Consider the following 21885-nt stretch of genomic DNA (forward strand, 5'->3'; position numbering starts at 1 on the left):
GGCGGATGGCTCCCATTGGCGGGGTTGCGCGCTACCATGTCGTTGGGCAAACATAACAAACATGACAGACAGCGGCCACCTTCCGGCTCTGCTCCAGAGCATCCGCGCGACCCTGGACCTCACCCAGGCTGAGCTGGCCGAGCGCCTCGGCGTCTCGTTCGCCACCGTCAACAGATGGGAGGGCGGAGCGAACAAGCCGCAGCGGGCACAACTGGCGAAGATCACCGCACTGGCCGACGGGACCGGCGTCGACCTTGGCGATACCCCGGACACGGGCGGCGCGGTTGTGGCCCGTCGTCGTGGCCGTCAGGCCAAGTCGGCAACGCCGACCACCAAGCCGATGGAGCAGATGCTCTGGAACGCCGCTTGTTCGATTCGCGGCGAGAAGGACGCACCGAAGTTCAAGGACTACCTGCTGCCACTGCTGTTCTTGAAGCGTCTCTCCGATGTCTTCGACGACGAGATCGACCGCCTCGCCGAGGAGTACGGCGACCGGGAGGTCGCCGTCGAGATCGCCGACAACGACCACAGTCTCCTTCGCTTCTACCTCCCGCCCGAGTCGCGCTGGGCAGTCATCAGCGGCCGCGCTCAGTACGACTGGCCGAACGACGAGCGCGGTCGCACAACCCGCCCACGCGACGTCGGAGAGCATCTGACCAAGGCAGTGCGGGCGGTCGTCCGTTACAACCCGACGCTCGCAGGAGTCATCGACGTCGTCGACTTCGCGGCCGAGCGCAACGGCGAAAGAGACATCAACCCCGCGAAGCTCAGCGGCGTAGTCGAGACGTTCTCGGATCCGCGCTACCGGCTCGGCCTGGCCGATGTGCAACCCGACTTCCTCGGTCGTGCCTACGAGTATCTCCTCCGCAAGTTCGCCGAAGGGTCCGGCCAGAGCGCCGGCGAGTTCTTCACGCCGACCGACGTCGGCTTCCTCATGGCCCGCATCTTGCGCCCGAAGCCCGGCCAGACCTGCCACGACTACGCCTGCGGATCGGCCGGGCTCCTCATCAAGCTGCAGCTCGTTGCCAACGAGCTCGACCCGACCGCGAAGGTGCCTCTGAAGCTCTACGGGCAGGAGCTTCAGGCCGAGAGCTACGCGGTAGCGCGCATGAACGCGATCATCCACGACATGGACGTGGACCTCCAGCGGGGTGACACCATGATCAACCCCAAGTTCCGTACGCCATTGGGCTCACTTGGCCAGTTCGACCTGGTTGTCGCCAATCCGATGTGGAACCAGCCCTTCGGTGCCAGCATCTTCGAGGACGACCCCTACGATCGTTTCATCAAGAATGGCGGGGCGACTTCGGGTAGGGGTGACTGGGCCTGGCTCCAGCACACGCTTTCGGTCCTTAAGGACGGAGGGCGCGCAGCCGTGGTTCTCGACACCGGCGCTGTAACTCGCGGCTCCGGTTCGAAAAATGAGGACAAGGAACGCAACATCCGCAAGTGGTTCGTCGACCAGGACCTCGTCGAAGGCGTCATCATGATGCCGGACAATCTCTTCTACAACACCAGCGCGGCGGGCGTGATCGTGGTGCTCAACAGGCGCAAGCCCGAGTTCAAGAAGGGCAAGATCACGCTCGTCAATGCCAGCAAGCGCTTCACGAAAGGCAAACCCAAGAACCACATTGCAGAGGAAGATGTCGCCGAGGTCGCGAGGCTCTTCAACGCGGGCGAATCAGTCGAGGGTGAGGTCGCAGTCATCGACCTCCATCAGGCCGCAGGTGCTGACTACAACCTCAGCCCGAGCAAGTGGGTACTTAAAGCGGATGCGACGGCCCATGCTGAGCTTCCGGAGTTGCTCACGCAACTGGATGAGTTGACGACCGAGGACGCCAATCTCACCACAGAGTTGCTGCAGCTCCTGCGACCGCTCGTCGTGACTGGTGCCGAGCGATGAGCGCAGGGTGGAAGACAGCAACAGTCGGAGAGTCTATCGTCCCGGTGTCGGTCGCTGGGAAGATGAAGATTCAGACGAAGGACTACAAAAACGCCGGCGCCTATCCGATCGTGGACCAAGGGCAGGCGCTTACCGCGGGATGGACGGAATCCCGTGACGCCGTCATCTACGCCCCGCTGCCGCTGATCGTGTTCGGTGATCACAGCCGGACCTTCAAGTACGTCGACCGGCCCTTCGCTAGAGGAGCTGATGGCACCCAACTGCTTCGCCCTGTTGACGAGATCGACCCCTTGTTCTTCTTCTACGCCTGCCGCGCGATCGACCTGCCCTCTCGGGGCTACAACCGTCACTTCACCCTCCTCAAGGAGAAGTCCTTCTCGTACCCGTCGGACGGAGTAGTTCAGCGGTCGATCGCAGCGCTCCTGAGTCGTGTCGAGCGCGCGCTGCTACTTCAAGACGAACTGGTCGCTCTGTTGGAGCAGGTGAAGGCTGCGGCGATGCACCAGTTGTTCTCGCGTGGGCTGCGGGGAGAGGCGCAGAAGGAGACCGAGATGGGGCCGGTTCCCGACAGTTGGGTCAAGGTCTCGTTTCGCGACCTGGGCCGGATCGTCACGGGAACCACTCCGTCAACAAAGGTTCCGGAGTACTACGAAGGCGGGCAGATTCCTTTCATCTCGCCTGGGGACATCACGACGGGTGTAGCAGTGACGGAGGCGCAGAAGGTCTTGACTCAGGAGGGGCTGGAAAAGGCACGCCCCTTGCCGAGAGGGACGACCCTCGTTGTCTGCATCGGCTCGTCGATCGGAAAGGTCGGACAGACCACGGGTCAGGTGAGCGCGACCAACCAACAGATCAACGCCATTGTGGCTGGCAGCGAGTTTGAACCTGATTACGTCTTCCATCTGGTGACCCGACATGCTGACGTGATTCGTCGGGCGGCTTCGCCGAGCCCCGTGCCGATTCTGAGCAAGGGTCCCTTCGAGACGCTGGAGCTCTACACGAGCAAGGACCCTTTGGAGCAACGGGAAATTGCGCAGGTGATCAGTTCGCTCGATCGCAAGATCGACCTGCATCGCCGCAAGGGCGAAGTGCTCGACCAGCTCTTCGAGTCCCTGCTGCACAAGCTGATGACCGGCGAGGTGTCGGTCGACGCCCTCGACCTGAGTGTGTTGCCGAAGCTCGAGGGGAGCGCCGCATGAGCCAGATCAAGATCTCCGAGGCCAAGTCGGTGCAGTTCCCGATGATCAAGCACGCCTCGGCTGTCGGATGGGAGCAGCTCACCCCCGACGAAGCCGAGGGGATGCGGCGCGGCAGGGCGAACATGCTGTTCCCCGAGGTGCTGGAGGACAAGCTGCGAGAGTTCAACACGTGGCTGACCGAGGATCAGGCACGTGCGATCGTCGAGAGCATCGAGGCGCTCCCGGCGACAATCGAGGGCAACCGCGAGGTTCTGCGATGGCTGCGCGGAGAGCGACAGTGGAACGACGCGAATGAGCAGCGACAGCGACCGGTGCAGGTCGTCGACTACGCCTTCCCAGATCAGAACGCGCTGCAGGTCACCTGGGAATGGAAGATCGAGCCGCCGGCGCGCGCCAAAGGCAACCGCGCCGATGTCATGTTCGTCGTCAACGGCATCCCGGTCACCATCGTCGAGCACAAGAACCCAAAGGATCGCAGTGCTTTGACGAAGGCGGTCACCCAGCTTCGCCGTTACGAGAAGGAGACGCCCGAGCTCCTCACCCAGGCGCAGCTCCACAACGAGACCCACCTGATCGACTACTGGTACGGCGTCACTTGGAACGTCAACCGCCGGATGCTCTTCAAATGGAAGCACACGAGCGACGAGTCCTACCGCGACGCGGTGCAGGCGTTCTTCGAGCCACGCGACTTCCTGCGCACCCTTCGCGAGTGGGTGCTCTTCTACGTCGAGGACGGCGAGACCCGGAAGTCCGTCCTCCGCGAGCACCAGCGCGGGGCTGTCGACGCCGTAATCAAACGCTGCGCCGACACGACGAAGAACCGTGGGCTGATCTGGCACACCCAGGGTTCAGGCAAGACATTCACTTTGCTTACCGCGGCGCAGTTGATCCTGAGCCAGAAGGACCGCTTCAAGAACGCGACCGTCATCCTTGTCGTCGACCGCACTGAGCTGGAGGGCCAGCTCAAGGAATGGGTCGACAGGCTCCTTGGCGAGATGCAGGCCAATGACATCCCGGTCCGGCGGGCCAACAGCAGGGACGACCTTCAGGACATTTTCGACTCAGACTTCCGTGGGCTCGTGGTGTCGATGATCCACAAGTTCGAGACGATCTGGAAGGACAGCTCTGACCGGCACAACATCTTCGTCTTCATCGACGAAGCGCATCGCTCTGTCGCTGCGGACCTCGGCTCCTACTTGATGGCCGCCGTGCCGAACTCCACCATCATCGGCTTCACGGGAACTCCGGTCGGCGGCACGCAAGGGGGCGGGTCGGGATCGTTCCAGATCTTCGGCGCCCAGGACGAGAAGGGCTATCTGCACAAATACTCGATCATCGAGTCCATCGACGACGAGACGACGTTGCCGATCAAGTACCTGCTCGCTCCGTCGACGATGTCCATGGAGCCTGAGGACCTCGACGAGCAGTTCTACGCCCTCGCCAGTGACGAAGACATCACTGACGTTGAGGAGCTCAACAAGGTACTCCAGCGGGCTGTTGGCCTGCGTACCTTCCTTGGTGCAGACAGCCGTGTGAAGCAGGTGGCCGAGTTCGTCGCCAACCACTTCGAAGAGAACGTCGATCCGCTGGGTTATAAGGCGTTCCTCGTTGCCGTCGACCGGGAAACGTGCGCCAAGTACAAGCGCGCGCTCGACGAGCTGCTGCCGACCGAATGGTCCGAGGTCGTCTACAGCAAGAACGCTAACGACGTCGTCGAGCGGCCGGATGTTTACGATCTCCAGCTCTCGGATGACCGGGAGAAGGAGGTGCGCCGCCAGTTCAAGAAGGCTGACCAGCTGCCAAAGATCCTGATTGTCACCGACAAGCTGCTGACCGGATACGACGCGCCGGTGCTGTACGCGATGTACCTCGACAAGCCGATGCGCGACCACGTACTGCTCCAGGCGCTCGCCCGCGTGAACCGTCCCTACGTCGACGCCGAGGGCGTCCAGAAGAAGGTCGGCCTCGTGGTCGACTTTGTCGGCATCCTCAAAGAGTTGCATAAGGCGCTGCGCTTCGACTCCACCGACGTTGAGGGCGCGCTGGAAGACCTCGACGTGCTGCTGGCCGATCTGCTCGTCAAGATCGACGCGGCCTCGACCGAGTACCTCCAGGTCGAGAGTAGTCAGGGAGCCGACGAGCAGCTGGAGAGCCTCGTCTACGACAAGTTCCTGACGGAGGACGCTCGCAAGGAATTCTTCGATGCCTACCGCGACATCGAGTCTCTGTGGGAGATCCTCTCGCCGTCTGCAGAGCTGCGCGACAACATCGCGACGTACAAGCGGCTCTCAGTGTTGTACGCCGCAGTCCGCAACGCGTACTCCGATGCTGGCGGGTTCACCGCCGACCTGGAGCACAAGACGAAGCGACTGATCGAGGAGAATGCGACCCAGGAGGGCCTCGGACGATTCACAAAGGTCGCAACCTTCGACGTGGACACGTTGGAGGAGCTCGGGAAGGACGAGGGCCCGCCGGAGGAGAAGGTCTACAACCTACTGCGTGGCCTGCGTAAGGAAGTGGACGACAGTCCTGCTGCCGCCGTCGTGCTCCAGAGCATCAGGGACAAGGCGGAGCGCGTCATCGAGAACCTCGAAGAACGCAAGATCAACGGTCTCGCCGCCCTCGATGAGCTCAGGGCCATCGCGGAGGAGAAGCATCGGTTGCGTGAGTTCGCGAAGCAATCCGGATTGTCCGATCGCGCTCTAGGCGTCTACTCGGCTCTGAATGCAGAACCGGCGCTGACCGGGCTCAAGGTCGACATCCTGCACATCGCGGCGACCATTGAGGTCGCGGTTGAGCAGTTCCCTCACTGGAAGCAGAACGTCGACGAGCGTCGGCGCCTCCGCAGTGGCCTTTACAAGCCGCTGCTGGACAACAAGGTTTCACCGAAAGTGTGCAACGAGATCATCGAGAACGTCATGAGCGTGCTGGAGAAGGTGTGACGGCACGCCCCAAGATGGTCCTGACTCCCGATCAGGTGCTCACCCGGAAGGCCATGGCCTGGGCGGCGAGGATCCGCGTCAACCCCTCGCGCATTGTGATCACTGACCTTCCGGAGAAGTGGGGATCCTGCGCATCGGACGGCGTGGTCACCCTTGCAGACGATCTTGTCGACATGCCTGAGGACTTCCAGGACTACGTCGTCGTCCACGAGCTGCTGCACCTGCGATACCGGTCCCATGGCAAGGCCTTCACGGCGATGATGACCGCCCTCGTCCCTGACTGGCGCGAGTTGGAAGTTTCAAGCCCAGTACGGGAAGTGCGCAGTTGAGCGAAGCGTAAGACGTCAAGCGAACCCATCCAACAGGCACTTGGTCAAGGTGCTTGACGGGCTCGGTCGGGGGCGGCGTTCGTCTGGGCCGCTCTGATGAGCCGACGGAGGGAGCGACCTCGTCAATGTTGCTCCTTCTCAGCGAAATGAACGCGGTGTCAACGGCGAGCTTGGTCCGCTCGTCACTGCTCGGCATCGGGTGCGTGTAGGTCCGCAGTGTGAAGCTGGGGTCGCTGTGGCCGAAATACTCAGAGACGGCGCGGATGGACTCGCCGGTGTCGAGGAGGACTGAGTGGTATGAATGGCGGAGGGCGTGCATTCCGTTGTCGCAGGTCGGCTCGACGCCGGCGGTCTCCTGAGCGCGACGCCACAGGCTGCTGTTGACGCAATCGCGGTTGAGCGGGTGTCGTTCGAGCGTCGTCATCACGAGTGGGACGCGCACCATCTCGCCGCTGGTGAGGCTCCGCCAAGGCAACGACTGGGACTTAGGCGTTCGATCGACGCTGGCCAAAGTCGGTGAGCTCCGCGTGGGCCATGCCCAGATAGGGGAGCGCCGCAGCGTGCCCGGCCAGATCGGTGGCGGCCTCCCTCGCCGCGATCGGAGAGATCACCCGGACGAACCCCAGCGACTCGTCGTTCGTGTCGGTGCCGCGGGCGCGATCCCGAGTGGTCAGGGTGCTCGCCTCGATGGTCAATGGTAGTGCTCACGCGACGAGGCGCATCCCTAGCGTTCGGTAGAGACTGAACGGGTCGGTCCAGTCGACTCCGAATGCGTCGCAAACGTCGGGGATCTTGATCCTCTTTTTGGACTCGGGCGCCGGCCGCTCGCGGGTGACGACGACGCCGCCGATTGCCATCGCGTGCGCAATCAACTTGTAGTCAGCCGAGTCCAGGAACTCGTCCTTGGCCTCCTGGCGGTACTGCCGAGCGGGGTCGGTGGCCCACGCCGACAACTCGGCCATCGCACTGACGACGTCCGCGGTGTCAGTCAGCCAGAAGCTGGGCGGCCGAGCCCTCGCCCAGGCGACGAGGTCGCCAGTGCCAGCCGTGATCTCGTCCTTCACGGCCTCGATAGAGGCGACCTGGCCGGCAAGTGCGGGATCACCGAGCCAGGACCAGAAGCCGGGCGCGATGTCGAACGCGTAGTACAGGCGGCTCGCCTCCATGAAGGCGTTGGCATCCAGGAGGTACATCAGGCAGCCCCGAGGCGACGCGCGTATTCGTCGAACGTGCTCGTGGACTTCATGGACATGAGGCGCATCGCCTCACTGATCGGGGTCCGCCCTTCGAGTGCGTCAGCGACGAGTGCACGAGACAGCCGTTCGCCGATCCGGAACGGCTGGTTGTTGTAGTGGTCGCCCCCGCCGCCCTCGTTCGCCGCAGTCAGCGCGCGGAGGCGGGCGACCTCGTTGTCGTAGGCGTCGGCGAAGCTGTCCAGCCGTCGAACGCCGGTGCGGTGCAGTGCCTGCAGGATGACGAGGGTGCCACACCGGTAGTCGCGCGCCAGGGCGTCGAGGGCCTCGACAAGGGGTGCATCGGCCACCCCCGCGTGGCGGGCAGCCAGGTCATCCCGGGGGACAAGGACCTCGGACGCGACGGCGTTGCACCAGCGCTCGATCTCGGACTGCCCGATGTGTCGCGGATCCTCGTTGCCGATCCCACTCGTGCCGCGCCACACGTGGGCGATCTCGTGCACCAGCGTGAAGATCTGGCCGTTGAGCGTCTGGTGGGTGTTCACGAACACGAGCGGGGCGATGTCGTCAACCAGCGCGAAGCCGCGGAACTCCTTCTCGTCCAGCGGGCGTCGGGTGTTGTTGTCGACCATGGATGTCGCGACAGTGAGGCCGCCGAGGGCCTCGAAGTTGCGGAGCAAGGTCTTCCTGGTGTCGGACCAGTTCCCGCGTCGGGCAGACACCTCGAAGTCGAGGGCACGACGGATCAAAGCAGCGGCTTCGATGGGATCGGAGTCGGCCGCCGCACCGACGAACTTGAGAGGGTCGGCGCCCAGGTTGAGGGCGTGGTCGCGATACCACTCCTGTCGCCGCTGGGACTGCCCGATGACGGCGATGAGGTTGGCACTAGGCGTGGGCGGTCCGTCGAAGCCTTCGCGGAAGTCCGGCACGGGCAGGGTCCACTGCGGCGGCTCAGGGAGCAGCAGATATCCGAACGGCACGCCAGCGGCCTTCGCGAAGTCCTGCAGCTGTTTCAGCGTAGGACGCGCGTCGGCGCTCAGCCATTTATCGACAGCGAAGCGCCGGTGGAGGCCCTCCTCGTCGGCGCCCGTGACGTCGAGCGCCCAGAACAGCACGGAGGGGGCGACGTCGACTCGTACGGTCATCGCTCTCCTCTCAGCGCTCGGTCACCGGCATTGTCGCAGTGTCGCGCCCGGGTCCGACAGTCCGCAGAAACGGCGCGTCGGCTCGACGCCGCCACGCGTTCCATGTACCACTCATGTAACAAGCGAGCGGAAAAACACGAGAAACGCCGCCGAACGACCACGAAGGTCGTCGGCGGCGTTTCCGCAGATCAGAGGCGGTTTTTGGTCAACGCTTGGCGTTGATCGGCCGACCCTAGAACACCCGAAATCAGATGTCGTAGTACAGCTCGAACTCGTGCGGGTGCGGCCGCAGCTGCACGGGCGCGATCTCGTTCTCGCGCTTGTAGGACACCCACGTCTCGATGAGGTCGGGGGTGAACACGCCGCCCTGCGTCAGGTACTCGTTGTCGGCCTCGAGCGCGTCGAGCACGGCACCGAGGGACGTGGGGACCTGCTCGATCTCGGCCATCTCGTCCGGCGGCAGCTCGTAGATGTCCTTGTCGATCGGCGCAGCCGGCTCGATCTTGTTCTTGACGCCGTCGAGGCCCGCGAGCATGAGCGCGGAGAACGCCAGGTAGGGGTTCGCCGACGGGTCGGGGAAGCGGGTCTCGATGCGCTTCGCCTTGGGGTTCGAGCCCGTGATCGGGATGCGGACCGAGGCGGAGCGGTTGCGCGAGGAGTAGACGAGCGAGATCGGCGCCTCGTAGCCCGGGACCAGGCGGTGGTAGGAGTTCACCGTCGGGTTCGTGAAGGCCAGCAGCGAGGGGGCGTGCTTCAGGATGCCGCCGATGTACCAGCGCGCCATGTCCGAGAGGCCGCCGTACCCGGCCTCGTCGTAGAACAGCGGCGAGCCGTCCTTCCACAGCGACTGGTGCACGTGCATGCCCGAGCCGTTGTCGCCGAAGATGGGCTTCGGCATGAAGGTGACGGACTTGCCCTGCTGCCACGCGGTGTTCTTGATGAGGTACTTGAACTTCATCACGTCGTCCGCGGCCTTGAGCAGCGTGTCGAAGCGGTAGTTGATCTCCGCCTGGCCGGCGGTGCCGACCTCGTGGTGCGCCCGCTCGACCTGGAGGCCGCAGGCCTCGAGGTTCTTGACCATGTCGGCGCGCAGGTCGCTGTAGTGGTCGTAGGGCTCGACGGGGAAGTAGCCGCCCTTGAGGCGGGTCTTGTAGCCGAGGTTGTCCTCGCCGTCCTTGCCCGAGTTCCACCAGCCCTCGACCGAGTCGATGTGGTAGAAGCCCTCGTTGACGCCCGTCGAGTAGCGGACGTTGTCGAAGATGTAGAACTCGGCCTCGGGGGCGAAGAACGCCGTGTCGGCGATGCCCGTGGTCTCGAGGTAGGCCAGCGCCTTCTTGGCGATGTTGCGCGGGTCGCGCGAGTAGGCCTCGCCCGTGATCGGGTCGTGGATGAAGAAGTTGATGTTGAGCGTCTTCGCCTTGCGGAACGGGTCGATGTACGCCGTCGTCGGGTCCGGGAAGAGGGACATGTCCGACTCGTTGATGGCCTGGAAGCCACGGATCGACGAGCCGTCGAAGCCCAGGCCGTCGTCGAAGACCGACTGGTCGAACGACGACACGGGAACCGTGAAGTGCTGCATGATGCCGGGCAGGTCACAGAAGCGGACGTCGACCATCTCGACGCCCTCGTCCTTGATGTACTTCAGCAGCTCTTCGCTGTTGGCGAACATTCGTCCTCCTACGCGGCACGCCGGTGGGCGTGGCGCTCGTGGTACGGGTGAGTCGACGAGGGCAGCCTTGCACCCGTCGATTGCGACGCAACGTATGCACGGGCAGTTTCGCTCCGATATCCCGATTGTTTCAGCCGTGTTACAGGTTGGGGTGGGCGGGGTGAAGCCCCGCGCGGGTCGCGCGCGTGCCGCACGCGGCGTACGCCGGTGGGTCGCCCGGATGACGCTCCGGTGACACGGTCTCGATAACCTGCGCCCGTGGCCAGCACCGACCGTCAGACCGCCTCCTGGGCCCGTCGCATGGGCGCGCTCCTCGTCGACTGGTTCGCCTGCATGCTGGTCGTCATCGCCTTCGTGGGCCCGGCCCGCTACTTCCCGGCCACGGCCGAGGACGCCGCCGGGGCCAACCCGTCCCTGCTCACGCTGGGTCTCCTCGTGCTGGAGTCGACCGTGCTCACCTGCCTGGCCGGCGGCTCGTTCGGCAAGCTGGTGACGCGACTCCGCGTCGTTCGCTACGACGGCCACCCCGGCCCCATCGATCCCATCCGCGCCTTCGGTCGCTCGTTCCTGGTCGCCCTGGTGATCCCGCCGCTGGTCTTCCGCCCGGACGGCCGCGGCCTCCACGACATCGTCGCCGGCACCATGACGGTCCCGCTCGCCCCGCGCCGCTGACCCGCGCGCCTGACCCGCGCCGTACGGCGGCGGGTTGTGCCACCATCGACGTCATGACCCGCGCCACGCTCCGCCGCACCGTCGCCGCCCTCGCCCTCTCCGCCACCGCGGTCACCGGCCTGGTCGCCTGCGGCGAGGACGACGCGCCGAAGCCCGCCGCGGCGCCCGCGAGCCCCGCGACGACGACCGGCCCCGTCGACGCCGTCGAGCTCGCGTCGGCGATGACCGCGGCGTACGAGGACGTCACCTCCGCCCGCGTCTCGCTGGACGTCGCGGGCCTCCCCGGCGGCGGGGACGTCAGCGCGGAGGGCGTCGTCTCCTACGACGCAGACACCGACGCCGGCACCGGCCCCGCCGCCAGCCTGACGATGGACGCGATGGGCCAGAGCATCGAGCTCCGGGTCGTGGACGGCGTCGTCTACCTCGGCGGCCCGCTCGCCGCGATGCTCGGCGGCGGCAGCCCCTGGGTCGGCCTCGACCTCAGCACCGTCGACCTGTCGGGCCTCGGTCTCGACCCCGAGCAGCTCACCGGGTCCTTCGACCCCGAGCAGCTCGCGGCGACCTTCGGGTCCGCCGCCGACATCGAGCGGGACGGCGAGGAGACGGTCGACGGCGAGACCCTGGAGCGCTACACCGTCACCCTCGACCCGAGCGCGCTCGCCGAGCTCGTGCCCGGGGCGGCCGCGGCGCTGCCGACGGAGCCCGTCGAGCAGACGGTGCTGCTCGACGACGCCGACCGCCTCCGCGAGCTGGAGATGGACCTGCCGCTCCCGACGGGGGAGACGGCCATGGTGACGCTGCGGATGAGTGACTACGGAGCCGACGTCACCGTCGAGGCGCCGCCCGCCGCGGACGTCACGCTCCTCGACGGCATCCCGGGATTCACGACTTCTTGAACCATTCCGTTTGAGGCGTCGCCGCGGGGGCAGGGTGCCGGCGGCTCCACGGAGCCACCCACCCCGAGCAGCACCCCGAGAAGCGACCCCGGAAGGAACCATGACGCGCCTCAACGTACGCCGCGCCATCGCCGCCACCTCCCTGAGCGTCCTGGCCGTGACCGGCCTCGCCGCCTGCGGCTCCGACGACGACTCGAGCAACAACGACGACAGCTCGTCCAGCTCGAACGAGACCTCCGGTGACGAGGGTTCGGGCGACGAGGGGGACGGGGGCTCCGACGACGGCACGGTCGAGGGCTCGTCCTTCGACGTCGAGGAGGGCGGCGAGGTCGACCCGGCCGAGTTCGCGTCCTTCTACCTCGAGGCCTCGACCGCGGGGGAGACCGCCGCGATCGAGCAGACGACCACCGTCGACGGTGCGACGACCACGATGAGCGGCGAGCAGGTGCTCGACCTCGAGAACCCCGCGCTGCGGCTCACCGGTGACTTCGGCGCGGGCGAGGGCGAGCTCGTCGTCGTCGACGGCACCATGTACATCCCGATCGCCGAGGGCGGCCAGCAGGTCTCCCTGCCGATCGACGACCCCAGCAACCCGCTCGCCCAGGCGTTCGCGCTGCTCGGCTCGCCCGACAAGAACGAGCAGATCCTCGCCGAGGCGTCGACGTCGGTGACCTTCACCGGCGTCGAGGAGGTCGACGGCGTCTCGACGGAGACGTACGACGTCGTGCTCGACCCGGCCGTCATGTTCGACATCCTGGGCTACGGCGACCTCAGCGCCACCGGCGCGGTGCCCGAGGAGATCACCCAGTCCGTCGCGATCGACGCCGAGGGTCGCGTCGTCGAGCTGGCGCAGGTCTCGCCGGCGACGGATGTGGCGCCCGAGACCGAGACGGTCCAGTCGTGGTCCGACTTCGGTCGCGACGTCACCATCGAGGCGCCGACCGACGCGATCCCCTACGACGAGTTCATGAGCTCCATGGGCGGCGGCGCGGCCACCGACAGCTGAGCCAGCACCCACCCACGACGACGCCCCCGGTTCCAGCGGAACCGGGGGCGTCGTCGTACGTGCGGAGGAAGCGCGGGGGAGCGGGGCTCAGCGGCCGCGCATGTTCTGGCGCATGCCCTTCATGTTCGTCGGCAGCGGGCCCTTGGGGAGCGGCACCTTGCCGCGCTGCGCGTCGAGCGCCTTGAGGCGGTTGATCGTGTCGGTGATCTCGGGGCCCTTGATCTTCTTGGGCAGCTTCTGGACCTTGCGGACCAGCTTCGGCAGCGGCACCTGGTCGTCGCCGCGGCCGACGATGATCTCGGTGACCGGCACCTCGGCGATGACGCGCTCGTGCTTGCGGCGCTCGCCGGCCAGGAGCGGCTTGAGGCGGTTGGCGTTGCCCTCGCCGATGAGCACGACGCCGGGCTTGCCGACGGCGCGGTGCACGACGTCCTGCTGCTTGTTGAAGGCCACGACCGGGGTGGTCTCCCAGCCGCGGCGCAGCATCTGGAGCGCGGCCGCGGCGGCGCCCTGCTGGCCCTCGAGCTGGTTGTACATCGACGTCTGCGCGCGGCGTCCGAACACGATGAGGGTCGCCAGTGTGCCGACCAGCAGCGCGGTGACGACGCTGAGGATCGTCGAGAGGATGCCGTCGCCCGGCAGGAGCGTGAAGACCAGGAACCCGAGCGCGGCGAAGACGACGAAGACGCCGACCAGGATCAGGCCGATCCGCGGGTCGCCCTTCTTGGCCATCCGGTAGGTCTCGGCGATCTGCTGCCGACGCTTCTTCGGGGCCGGGGCGGCGGGCTGCTTGCTCGACATGCGCTCAGGTGCCTTCTTCACGTTCGCCGGACCGGGGTCCGGTGCTGAGGACGGGTGATGACTACGTCGGACGGACGCGTCGGACCGACGCGGTCAGACCGTCGCGATGGCCGGTCCGACCGGCTGGGCGGCCCGGGCCTCGACGGCCTGACGGTACAGCCGACCGGCGCGGTAGGACGAACGGACCAGGGGACCGGACAGGGCGCCGGCGAAGCCGATCTCCATGGCCTCCTCCTGCAGCTCGACGAACTCCTGGGGCTTGACCCAGCGCTCGACGGGGTGGTGCCGCAGGGAAGGACGCAGGTACTGCGTGATGGTGATGAGGTCGCAGCCGGCCTCGTGGAGGTCGCGCAGCGCCTCGGAGATCTCCTCGCGCGTCTCGCCCATGCCGAGGATGAGGTTGGACTTCGTCACCAGCCCGGCCGCGCGAGCCTGGGTGAGGACGTCGAGGGAGCGCTCGTAGCGGAACGCGGGACGGATGCGCTTGAAGATGCGCGGCACCGTCTCCAGGTTGTGGGCGAGCACCTCGGGGCGGGAGTCGAAGACCTCGGCCAGCAGGTCGGGCTTGCCGTTGAAGTCGGGGATGAGGTTCTCCACGCCGGTGCCCGGGTTGAGCTCGTGGATGGCGCGGACCGTCTCGGCGTAGAGCCAGGCGCCGCCGTCGGTCAGGTCGTCGCGGGCGACACCGGTGATGGTGGCGTAGCGCAGCTGCATCTTCTCGACCGACTCAGCGACCCGGCGGGGCTCGTCGCGGTCCAGCGGCTGCGGCTTGCCCGTGTCGATCTGGCAGAAGTCGCAGCGTCGGGTGCACTGGTCGCCACCGATGAGGAACGTGGCCTCGCGGTCCTCCCAGCACTCGAAGATGTTGGGACAGCCCGCCTCCTGGCAGACCGTGTGGAGACCTTCGGACTTCACGAGGTGCTGGAGCGCCTTGTACTCCGGGCCCATCGTCGCGCGGGTCTTGATCCACTCGGGCTTCCGCTCGATCGGGGTCTCCGAGTTGCGGATCTCCAGGCGGAGGAGCTTGCGGCCGTCAGCTGATGGCATCTGGGTCACGGGCCCACTCTACGCCCGTGCGGCCAGCCTGCTCACGGCACGTCGCGACGGCGGAACGACGCGATCGAGACCGCCACGAGGAGCGCGACGAGGACCGCGACGTACAGGACCGCCTCGGGGCGCTCGAGCACCCGCAGGCAGGGGTCGGCGGACATCCCGAGGTCGCCGTCGGAGTAGCAGTCGTCGGCGTAGTACTCGACCTCGCCCGCGACCACCGCCACCGCATTGGTCGGCAGCGTCCACCGGATCGCGGACGCCCCGAACACGGCGAGGAGGATCGTCGAGCCGACGCTCACCGCGAAGACGATGCCGAGCGTGATGACCGTGGAGCGCAGCAGCATGGTCAGCGCGTGCGCGGCCAGCGTGGCCGCGACCAGCAGCGCCACGGTCCAGACCGACGAGACCGCCACCCGGCCCCACGTCTCCGAGGACGTCTCGATGCCCCGGCTCGCGGCCGTCACCGCGACCATCGTCCAGAACAGCGCGAGCGCGACCGTCGCGAGGCCCGCAGCCACGATCCCGCCAGCGAGCGCCTTGGCGACCCAGACCCGGGTACGCCGCGGGTCCACCAGCAGCTGCACCGACATCGACCCCGAGGCCCAGTCGGCGCCCACGAAGGTCGTGCCGAGCAGCACGACCACCAGCAGGACGATGACCGCGACGGCCACCGCCGCGTCGGTGCGGGTGGTCTCGACGTCGAGCGCGCTGCGGTAGAGGTAGCTGTCGGCCGTGTACCAATGCGGGTCGGCCAGGTCGGCGGCGCAGACCTCCCGCGCCTCGTCGCTGCCCGCCTCCTCGACGTACCCGAAGGTCTCCGGCGCCTCGACGCAGTCGTCGACGGACTGGAGCGCGGCCTGGTAGTCGAGCTCGGCCTGCTGCTCGGCCCGGGCGAGGTCGCCGTCCGAGACGGGCCGCGTGTTCCAGAGCTGGCTCGCCGCGATCAGCACCGGCACGACGAGGGCGACGAGCACCAGCACCACGACGGCGCGGCGCTTGCGCAACCGGGTCAGCTCGACCCCCAGCAGGCGCATCACGCGGCACCGCCGGGGACCGTGGGCTCCGCCGAGGTGAGCTGCAGGAAGACGGACTCGAGGTCGCGGCGTACCGGCGTCAGCTCCCGGGGCCACAGGTCGTGGCCCGCGAGCGCGCGGGCCACCTCCTCCGGGTCGCGGTCGCCGAGGTCGAGCGTCAGGTGGTCGGCCTCGCGGTGCACGACGATCCCGGCGTCCTCGAGCACGCCCGCGGCGCGCTCGGGCTGGGAGACGACGAGCCGGTACGTCGTGCCGCCCGCCACCAGCTCGTCCACCCGGCCCTCGGCCAGCAGACGACCGCGACCGATGATGCTGACGGAGTCGCAGACCTGCTGGATCTCCGCGAGGATGTGGGAGCTTACCAGCACCGTGACCCCCTGGGCGCCGAGCGCGCGGATCATCTCGCGGATCTCGCGGATGCCCGCCGGGTCGAGACCGTTCGTCGGCTCGTCGAGGATGAGCAGCTCGGGGTCCTTCAGCAGGGTCGCCGCGATGGCGAGGCGCTGCTCCATGCCGAGCGAGTAGGTGCGGTAGCGGTCGTTCTCGCGCCCCGCCAGCCCCACCTGGTGCAGGGCCGCGTCGACCCGCTTCGCGTCGATGCCGCCGGCACGGGCGAGCAGCTCGAGGTTGGTGCGCGCCGAGAAGGTCGGCGTGAACTTGGGCGACTCGACCACCGCGCCCACGCGGCCCATGACCTCGGGGAGCCGCTCGGGCACCGGCTCGCCGAAGAGCCGCATCGTGCCGCCGGTCGCCCGGGCGAGGCCGAGCAGCATGCGGATCGTCGTCGTCTTGCCGGAGCCGTTCGGCCCCAGGAACCCGTGCACGCCGCCCCGCGGCACCGACAGGTCCAGCCCGTCCACCGCCGTGCGGCCGTGGCTGCCGAAGTCCTTCCGCAGCCCGCGCGTCTCCACCACCAGGTCACTCATCGTCGTCCCCCACGAGCGCAGCATGGAGCACGGCCGCCGGTACGACGCGTGCGACGCGCCGGACGGCTCTCGAGCGGCCGACGGGTCAGGCGCCGGGCGTCACCAGGGCGATGCGCGGCGGCTCGGGGCGCGCCTCGTAGTCGGGGGTCGCGTCGTACGGCGCCCAGGCGAGCAGGTCGCGCAGGTGGTGCTCGACGAGGGGGAGCACCTCGGCGATCGTCACGTCGCGGCCCAGCTCGGCGGACAGCGAGGTCACGCCGGCGTCGGTGATGCCGCAGGGGGTGAACCGGGCGTACCACCCCAGGTCCACGTCGCAGTTGAGGGAGAAGCCGTGCATGGTGACGCCGCGGGAGACGCGGATGCCGATCGCGGCGATCTTGCGCTCGGGCCCACGGTCGTCGGCGCGGAGCCAGACGCCGCTGCGGCCCGGCACGCGGGCGGTGGTGACGCCGAGGTCGCGGCAGACGCGGATCAGCGCCTCCTCGACCCGCCGCACGTAGTCGACGACGAGCACGTGGTCGGGCAGGCGCACGATCGGGTACCCCACGAGCTGCCCCGGGCCGTGGAACGTGATCTTGCCGCCGCGGTCGACGTCGATGACGTCGGCGCCGCCCGGTTCGAGCGGCTTCTCGTGGGCGTCGGTGCGCTTGCCGCAGGTGAAGACCGGCGGGTGCTGGAGCAGCAGCACGGTGCCGTGCGGGGTGCCGTCGGCCGGCGCCGGGGCGTCGACCACGGCGGCGTGCACCTCGCGCTGCAGGTCCCAGGCCGCCCGGTACTCCACCCCCGTCGCACCCTCGTCGAGACCGTGCGTCCGCAGCTCCAGCGCCATGGGGCGAGCCTACTCCGGCGTCGCCCTCCGCCCGCCTGTGGATGACGGCCGACGCCGTCCGGCGATCTCCGGCACCGTTGTCGTCGTGCGAGTGCGACGACCACCAGCGAGCGGGTGCCACCGGGCGACCCGTCGGGCGGGTGCGGGGGTCCCGCGCGGTCTGCTGGTCGCCGCGCTCGCGCTCGTCGTGGGGCCGCTGGCGGCGGGGGCGGCGCTCGCCCTCGCCAGCACGGGCGGGGCTACGGTGGCCCCCCGCCCGGTGGGGGACCCGAAGGCCGTCGTCCGCACGGTCGTCGAGGGGTGGGACGCGCGTCGCGCCGCGGCGTACGCGACGGGTGACGTCGCCGCGGTCGCGCGGCTCTACCCGGCCGGGTCCGCGCTGGGGGAGGAGGACGCGGGGGTGCTGGCGGCGTACGTCGAGCGCGGCCTCACCGTCAACGACCTGCGGTTCGCGGTCCGCGACGTGACGATCGAGGAGGCGACGCCCGACCGCGTGGTCGTGGTGGTGACGGACCGGATGGACCGGGCGGAGGTACGCCGCGGTGACGGCTCCCGCGTGGCCCGCCTGCCCGGTCGCGGGGAGGCCCAGCGTCGGCTGGTGCTCGAGCGTCGGGACGGCGCGTGGACGTTGGTGTCGTCCGGGCCCGGCGGCCCGGGGGTCACGCCGTCGGAGCCAGTGCCGCCGTGAGCACGTCCCGCACGTCGTGGTCGTGGAAGGCGTAACCGGAGTCCTGCAGGGCGGCCGGCACCGTGCGGAGCGAGCCCAGCACCTCCGGCGCCATGCGGCCGGCGCCCAGCTTGATGATCGCCGACGGCACCCGCAGGAACGCCGGGCGGTGCACCAGCTCGGCGAGCGTGCGGGTGAACTCGGCGTTGGTCGGCACCTCGGGGCAGCACAGGTTGACCGGGCCGCTGAGGGTGTCGTGCTCGGCCGCGTGGACGACGCCGCCCACCCAGTCGCGCAACGAGATGACGGGGAAGTGCTGGCTGCCGTCGCCGAGACGGGCGGCGCCGCCGAGCCGGAAGAGCGGGAGCATCAGGTTGAGCGGCGCACTGCTGCGGTCGAGCACCGGCGCGGTCCGGAGGATGCAGACGCGGGCGCCGGCCTCGCTGGCGGGGGTGGTCGCGGCCTGCCACTCGCGGGTCACCTCGCTGAGCAGCGCGTCGCCGCGGGAGTCGGCGTCCTCCGCGAGCACGGGGTCGCCGACGTCGCTGTGGTCGCCGTAGAACGAGATGCCGTTGCCGGCGAGGAACGCGGGGGGCGTCGACGCGTCGGCGATCGTGCGCGCCAGGAGGTCCGTCGTCGCGATCCGGCTGCGCCGCAGCTCGGTAGCCCACTTCTTCGAGTGGGGGTTGCCCATGGTGGGCGACCCCGCCAGGTTGACGACCACGTCGGCGGAGCCGACCAGGTCGGAGTCGACCTCGCCCGCGTAGGGGTCCCAGTGGGACGTGTCCTCCGAGGCCGAGTCGCGCCGTACGAGCCGGGTCACCCGGTGGTCGCGACCGCGGAGCGCGCGCACGAGGGCCTGACCGAGGAATCCGGACGAGCCGGCGACGACGACGTGCATGGGGTCCTCCTGCGGAGATGACGGACGGCCCCGTCCAGAGTAGGACGGGGCCGTCTGCCGGCTGGTGCAGCGGGGTGGATCAGACCTCGAAGTGACCCGCCTCGAGGCGCGCCTTCAGGTCGCGGAGGAAGCGACCGGCGTCGGCGCCGTCGACGATGCGGTGGTCGTAGGTCAGCGACAGGTAGACCATGTGGCGCACCGCGATCGTCTCGCCCAGGTTCGGGTCGTCGATCACGACCGGACGCTTCACCACGGCACCGGGGCCGAGGATCGCGACCTGCGGGCTGTTGATGATCGGCGTGTCGAACAGAGCGCCGAAGCTGCCCAGGTTGGTGATCGTGAAGGTGCCGCCCGAGAGCTCGTCCGGCCCGATCTTGTTGGTGCGCGTGCGCTCCGCGACGTCCGCGATCTTCTTGGCCAGGCCCGAGATCGACAGGTCGCCGGCGTCCTTCACGACGGGCGTGATGAGGCCCTTCGGGGTGTCGACCGCGAACGCGACGTGCTCGACGTCGTGGTAGGTCACCGTCTCGGCCTCGGTGTCGAGCGAGGCGTTGAGGACCGGGTGCTCCTTCAGCGTGTCCGTGGCCGCCTTCGCGAAGAAGGGCAGGTAGGACAGCTTGACGCCCTCGCGGGCGAGGAACTCGGCCTTCTTCGCGTCCCGGAGGCGCGCGATGTTGGTGACGTCGACCTCGACGACCTGCGTCAGCTGCGCGGCACCGTGGAGAGACTCGACCATGCGCGAGGCGATGATCTTGCGCAGGCGCGACAGCTTCTCGGTCTTGCCGCGCAGCGGCGACGGCGTGGCCGGGGCACCAGCGGAGGACGAGGCGGCCGCGGGAGCCGCGGCGGCCGGGGCAGCAGCGGCGGGGGCCGCAGCGGCCTCCTTGGCCTTCGCGGCGGCGTCGAGCACGTCCTGCTTGCGGATGCGCCCACCGACACCGCTGCCGGTCACGGTGGACAGGTCCACGTCGTGCTGCGCGGCGAGCTTGCGCACCAGCGGCGTCACGTAGGTGCCCGCGTCGGCGGAGGAGTCCTGCTCCGACGAGGCGGCCTGCGACGGCTGCGCGGCACCGGCGGGAGCCGAGCCGGGCTCCGCCGACTTGCCGGGGGCCGGGTCGGCCTTCGGCGCCGGGGTGGGCTCGGGCTTGCTCTCCGCGGCGGGCTTCGGCTCGGGCTCCGGCTCGGGCTCCGGCTCCGGCTCGGGCTCGGGCTCCGGCTCGGCGGCCGCCGGGGCGGCGGAGCCGTCACCGATGATCGCGAGCTCGGCGCCGACCTCGACGGTCTCGTCCTCGTCGGCCTTGATCTCCAGCAGCGTGCCGGCGACGGGCGAGGGGATCTCGGTGTCGACCTTGTCGGTGGAGACCTCGAGCAGCGGCTCGTCGACGGCGACCTCGTCGCCGACCTGCTTGAGCCAGCGCGTCACGGTGCCCTCGGTGACGGACTCGCCCAGGGCGGGCAGGGTCACCGGGGTGCCGGAGCCGCCGCCGGTGCCACCGGAGCCACCGGAGGCGGAGGGCTTCGACTCGGTCTTCTCGGCCTCGGGGGTCTCGTCGCCGGGGGGCAGCTCGCCCTTCTCCTCGACGATCTCCTCCTCCTGCTCGGCCTTCTTCGCGGCCTGCTCCTCGTCGGCGGGCTGCGCCTCGGGGGTGGCGGTCTCGTCGGTCGTGCCGGCGTCGCCGCTGCCCTCGTCGTCGTCGCCCACGACGGCCAGCACCGCGCCGACCTCGACCGTGTCGTCCTCGTCGGCCTTGATCTCCAGCAGCGTGCCGGCGACCGGGGACGGGATCTCGGTGTCGACCTTGTCGGTCGAGACCTCGAGCAGCGGCTCGTCGACGGCGATCGTGTCTCCCACCTGCTTGAGCCAGCGGGTCACGGTGCCTTCGGTGACGGACTCGCCGAGGGCCGGCAGGGTTACTTCGGTCGCCATGTGCTTCCTATTCGTCTCGTTCTGAACGTCTGTCGGAGGGGGTGTGCCGGTTCGTTCGGAGCGCCGCGGGGGGCGCGCCGCGTCAGGGGTTCGCGTCGACGGGTCGTGGTGGTGGCGTCGGGCGCAGGACGAGAGCACGGTCTGCGTCGGCACGGCCCCGGTGGGGGCCGGTCGATCGAAGGTCCGTCACGAGGCGCCTCCACGCATCCGGAGCTGTGCTGTCGGACGACCATCCTTGCACTACCACCGCAGCCGGGCCCACCCGGATGGCCCGGCGATTCCCCTACCACCGGGTAGGGGTCGAGGGGCGAGCGCTCGGTCGGTCGCGCGGTTCGCGGAGTCCTGCCTCCACGAACGGGTGGGGCGCGGCAGAATGGGGGCATGGCACTGTTCGACCGCTTCCGCCGGGGCCCCCGGACCAGCGCTCCGCTCCGTGACGGGTTGCGCACGGGATCGACCCGCGTGCGGGCCTCGGACTCCGCCGACGCGCAGCACCTCCTGCAGTGGGTGCAGACCCGTCGCGGCATCGAGGGCTTCGTCGAACCGCGCACCGCCGTCAACGACGTGACCCTGCTGCTGGTCGCCCACGACGGGGAGTGGACCCGGCGCCGCGTCCCCTCCGTCGCGTGGGCGCACGCGTTCGCCAACAAGCACCAGATCCCGTCGTACGACGCCGCCGTGGTGGGCGTGCCGCAGCGGATGCGGGAGTACAACCGGCGGAAGAAGGCCGAGGGCATCTGAGCCGTGCGGCGCGGGCGGCCCGATCGGGCTCACCCCGTGTAACGCGGTGTCC

At 68.6% G+C, this 21885-nt stretch carries 20 protein-coding genes; 9 read left to right on the top strand and 11 right to left on the bottom strand.

Annotated features, from left to right (window positions below):
- Positions 1-61 precede the first annotated feature (61 nt).
- From PIR53_05190 to PIR53_05205, 4 genes are all read left to right on the top strand, one after another.
- Entirely contained in the window at positions 62-1903 is a 1842-nt protein-coding gene (locus PIR53_05190; protein WZH53393.1) for an N-6 DNA methylase, read from the top strand.
- Between the two features lie 62 nt (positions 1904-1965).
- Positions 1966-3102: a restriction endonuclease subunit S gene (locus PIR53_05195; protein ID WZH53394.1), complete on the top strand. Its 1137-nt coding sequence runs from the start codon at positions 1966-1968 to the stop codon at positions 3100-3102.
- Positions 3099-6044: an HsdR family type I site-specific deoxyribonuclease gene (locus PIR53_05200; protein ID WZH53395.1), complete on the top strand. Its 2946-nt coding sequence runs from the start codon at positions 3099-3101 to the stop codon at positions 6042-6044. The genes PIR53_05195 and PIR53_05200 overlap by 4 nt, the downstream gene beginning before the upstream one ends.
- Positions 6041-6373: a M48 family metallopeptidase gene (locus PIR53_05205; protein ID WZH53396.1), complete on the top strand. Its 333-nt coding sequence runs from the start codon at positions 6041-6043 to the stop codon at positions 6371-6373. Before PIR53_05200 ends, PIR53_05205 begins: the two co-directional genes overlap by 4 nt.
- 485 nt (positions 6374-6858) lie before the next feature.
- On the opposite strand, the gene PIR53_05210 is transcribed toward PIR53_05205, so the two are convergent.
- The 4 genes from PIR53_05210 to glnA form a co-directional block, all read right to left on the bottom strand.
- Positions 6859-7068, bottom strand: a complete 210-nt coding sequence (locus PIR53_05210; protein WZH53397.1) for a hypothetical protein — start codon at positions 7066-7068, stop codon at positions 6859-6861.
- A 9-nt stretch (positions 7069-7077) separates the two neighbouring features.
- Entirely contained in the window at positions 7078-7566 is a 489-nt protein-coding gene (locus tag PIR53_05215; protein ID WZH53398.1) for a DUF4411 family protein, read from the bottom strand.
- On the bottom strand, positions 7566-8711 hold the full coding sequence (locus tag PIR53_05220) for an ImmA/IrrE family metallo-endopeptidase (GenBank protein ID WZH53399.1): 1146 nt from the start codon (positions 8709-8711) through the stop codon (positions 7566-7568). The genes PIR53_05215 and PIR53_05220 overlap by 1 nt, the downstream gene beginning before the upstream one ends.
- A gap of 247 nt (positions 8712-8958) precedes the next feature.
- Positions 8959-10380 carry a type I glutamate--ammonia ligase gene (gene glnA / locus PIR53_05225; protein WZH53400.1) on the bottom strand — a complete coding sequence of 474 codons (1422 nt, stop codon included), beginning with the start codon at positions 10378-10380 and terminating at the stop codon, positions 8959-8961.
- Between the two features lie 258 nt (positions 10381-10638).
- Here glnA and PIR53_05230 point away from each other — a divergent pair, with 258 nt between their 5' ends.
- From PIR53_05230 to PIR53_05240, 3 genes are all read left to right on the top strand, one after another.
- Entirely contained in the window at positions 10639-11052 is a 414-nt protein-coding gene (locus PIR53_05230) for an RDD family protein (protein ID WZH53401.1), read from the top strand.
- 53 nt (positions 11053-11105) lie between these two features.
- Positions 11106-11948: an LppX_LprAFG lipoprotein gene (locus tag PIR53_05235; protein WZH53402.1), complete on the top strand. Its 843-nt coding sequence runs from the start codon at positions 11106-11108 to the stop codon at positions 11946-11948.
- A gap of 100 nt (positions 11949-12048) precedes the next feature.
- Positions 12049-12954: a hypothetical protein gene (locus tag PIR53_05240; protein ID WZH53403.1), complete on the top strand. Its 906-nt coding sequence runs from the start codon at positions 12049-12051 to the stop codon at positions 12952-12954.
- A gap of 87 nt (positions 12955-13041) precedes the next feature.
- Here PIR53_05240 and PIR53_05245 read toward each other — a convergent pair whose 3' ends face one another.
- From PIR53_05245 to lipB, 5 genes are all read right to left on the bottom strand, one after another.
- The gene (locus tag PIR53_05245) at positions 13042-13755 is read right to left on the bottom strand and encodes a DUF4191 domain-containing protein (protein WZH53404.1); all 714 of its coding nucleotides are present in this window, start codon (positions 13753-13755) and stop codon (positions 13042-13044) included.
- A gap of 93 nt (positions 13756-13848) precedes the next feature.
- Complete coding sequence (lipA, locus tag PIR53_05250; protein WZH54401.1) at positions 13849-14802, bottom strand: lipoyl synthase; 954 nt, start codon at positions 14800-14802, stop codon at positions 13849-13851.
- 41 nt (positions 14803-14843) lie between these two features.
- Positions 14844-15842: an ABC transporter permease subunit gene (locus PIR53_05255; protein ID WZH53405.1), complete on the bottom strand. Its 999-nt coding sequence runs from the start codon at positions 15840-15842 to the stop codon at positions 14844-14846.
- Positions 15842-16768, bottom strand: coding sequence for an ABC transporter ATP-binding protein (locus PIR53_05260; GenBank protein WZH53406.1), 927 nt, complete (start codon positions 16766-16768; stop codon positions 15842-15844). The genes PIR53_05255 and PIR53_05260 overlap by 1 nt, the downstream gene beginning before the upstream one ends.
- Before the next feature lie 85 nt (positions 16769-16853).
- The gene (gene lipB, locus PIR53_05265) at positions 16854-17597 is read right to left on the bottom strand and encodes a lipoyl(octanoyl) transferase LipB (GenBank protein WZH53407.1); all 744 of its coding nucleotides are present in this window, start codon (positions 17595-17597) and stop codon (positions 16854-16856) included.
- A gap of 85 nt (positions 17598-17682) precedes the next feature.
- Here lipB and PIR53_05270 point away from each other — a divergent pair, with 85 nt between their 5' ends.
- Complete coding sequence (locus PIR53_05270; protein WZH53408.1) at positions 17683-18285, top strand: hypothetical protein; 603 nt, start codon at positions 17683-17685, stop codon at positions 18283-18285.
- Here the strand turns inward: PIR53_05270 and PIR53_05275 are convergent.
- Together PIR53_05275 and sucB are read right to left on the bottom strand one after the other, a co-directional pair.
- On the bottom strand, positions 18257-19165 hold the full coding sequence (locus PIR53_05275; protein ID WZH53409.1) for a TIGR01777 family oxidoreductase: 909 nt from the start codon (positions 19163-19165) through the stop codon (positions 18257-18259). The genes PIR53_05270 and PIR53_05275 overlap by 29 nt on opposite strands.
- A gap of 79 nt (positions 19166-19244) precedes the next feature.
- Positions 19245-21092: a 2-oxoglutarate dehydrogenase, E2 component, dihydrolipoamide succinyltransferase gene (gene sucB, locus PIR53_05280; GenBank protein ID WZH53410.1), complete on the bottom strand. Its 1848-nt coding sequence runs from the start codon at positions 21090-21092 to the stop codon at positions 19245-19247.
- A gap of 381 nt (positions 21093-21473) precedes the next feature.
- Here sucB and PIR53_05285 point away from each other — a divergent pair, with 381 nt between their 5' ends.
- Positions 21474-21833, top strand: a complete 360-nt coding sequence (locus PIR53_05285; protein WZH53411.1) for a hypothetical protein — start codon at positions 21474-21476, stop codon at positions 21831-21833.
- Positions 21834-21885: the final 52 nt, after the last annotated feature.

Origin of the sequence: Nocardioides alkalitolerans (assembly GCA_038184435.1) — a bacterium.
GTDB lineage: Bacteria > Actinomycetota > Actinomycetes > Propionibacteriales > Nocardioidaceae > Nocardioides > Nocardioides alkalitolerans_A.

Excerpts from the sequence above, each read along its gene's own strand:
- PIR53_05285 (WZH53411.1), top strand. The coding sequence starts at position 21,474 with ATGGCACTGTTCGACCGCTTCCGCCGGGGCCCCCGGACCAGCGCTCCG.
- sucB (WZH53410.1), bottom strand. The coding sequence starts at position 21,092 with ATGGCGACCGAAGTAACCCTGCCGGCCCTCGGCGAGTCCGTCACCGAA.
- PIR53_05200 (WZH53395.1), top strand. The coding sequence starts at position 3,099 with ATGAGCCAGATCAAGATCTCCGAGGCCAAGTCGGTGCAGTTCCCGATG.
- glnA (WZH53400.1), bottom strand. The coding sequence starts at position 10,380 with ATGTTCGCCAACAGCGAAGAGCTGCTGAAGTACATCAAGGACGAGGGC.
- PIR53_05235 (WZH53402.1), top strand. The coding sequence starts at position 11,106 with ATGACCCGCGCCACGCTCCGCCGCACCGTCGCCGCCCTCGCCCTCTCC.
- PIR53_05275 (WZH53409.1), bottom strand. The coding sequence starts at position 19,165 with ATGCACGTCGTCGTCGCCGGCTCGTCCGGATTCCTCGGTCAGGCCCTC.
- lipB (WZH53407.1), bottom strand. The coding sequence starts at position 17,597 with ATGGCGCTGGAGCTGCGGACGCACGGTCTCGACGAGGGTGCGACGGGG.
- PIR53_05190 (WZH53393.1), top strand. The coding sequence starts at position 62 with ATGACAGACAGCGGCCACCTTCCGGCTCTGCTCCAGAGCATCCGCGCG.
- lipA (WZH54401.1), bottom strand. The coding sequence starts at position 14,802 with ATGCCATCAGCTGACGGCCGCAAGCTCCTCCGCCTGGAGATCCGCAAC.
- PIR53_05260 (WZH53406.1), bottom strand. The coding sequence starts at position 16,768 with ATGAGTGACCTGGTGGTGGAGACGCGCGGGCTGCGGAAGGACTTCGGC.
- PIR53_05195 (WZH53394.1), top strand. The coding sequence starts at position 1,966 with ATGAAGATTCAGACGAAGGACTACAAAAACGCCGGCGCCTATCCGATC.
- PIR53_05240 (WZH53403.1), top strand. The coding sequence starts at position 12,049 with ATGACGCGCCTCAACGTACGCCGCGCCATCGCCGCCACCTCCCTGAGC.
- PIR53_05245 (WZH53404.1), bottom strand. The coding sequence starts at position 13,755 with ATGTCGAGCAAGCAGCCCGCCGCCCCGGCCCCGAAGAAGCGTCGGCAG.
- PIR53_05220 (WZH53399.1), bottom strand. The coding sequence starts at position 8,711 with ATGACCGTACGAGTCGACGTCGCCCCCTCCGTGCTGTTCTGGGCGCTC.
- PIR53_05215 (WZH53398.1), bottom strand. The coding sequence starts at position 7,566 with ATGTACCTCCTGGATGCCAACGCCTTCATGGAGGCGAGCCGCCTGTAC.
- PIR53_05255 (WZH53405.1), bottom strand. The coding sequence starts at position 15,842 with ATGCGCCTGCTGGGGGTCGAGCTGACCCGGTTGCGCAAGCGCCGCGCC.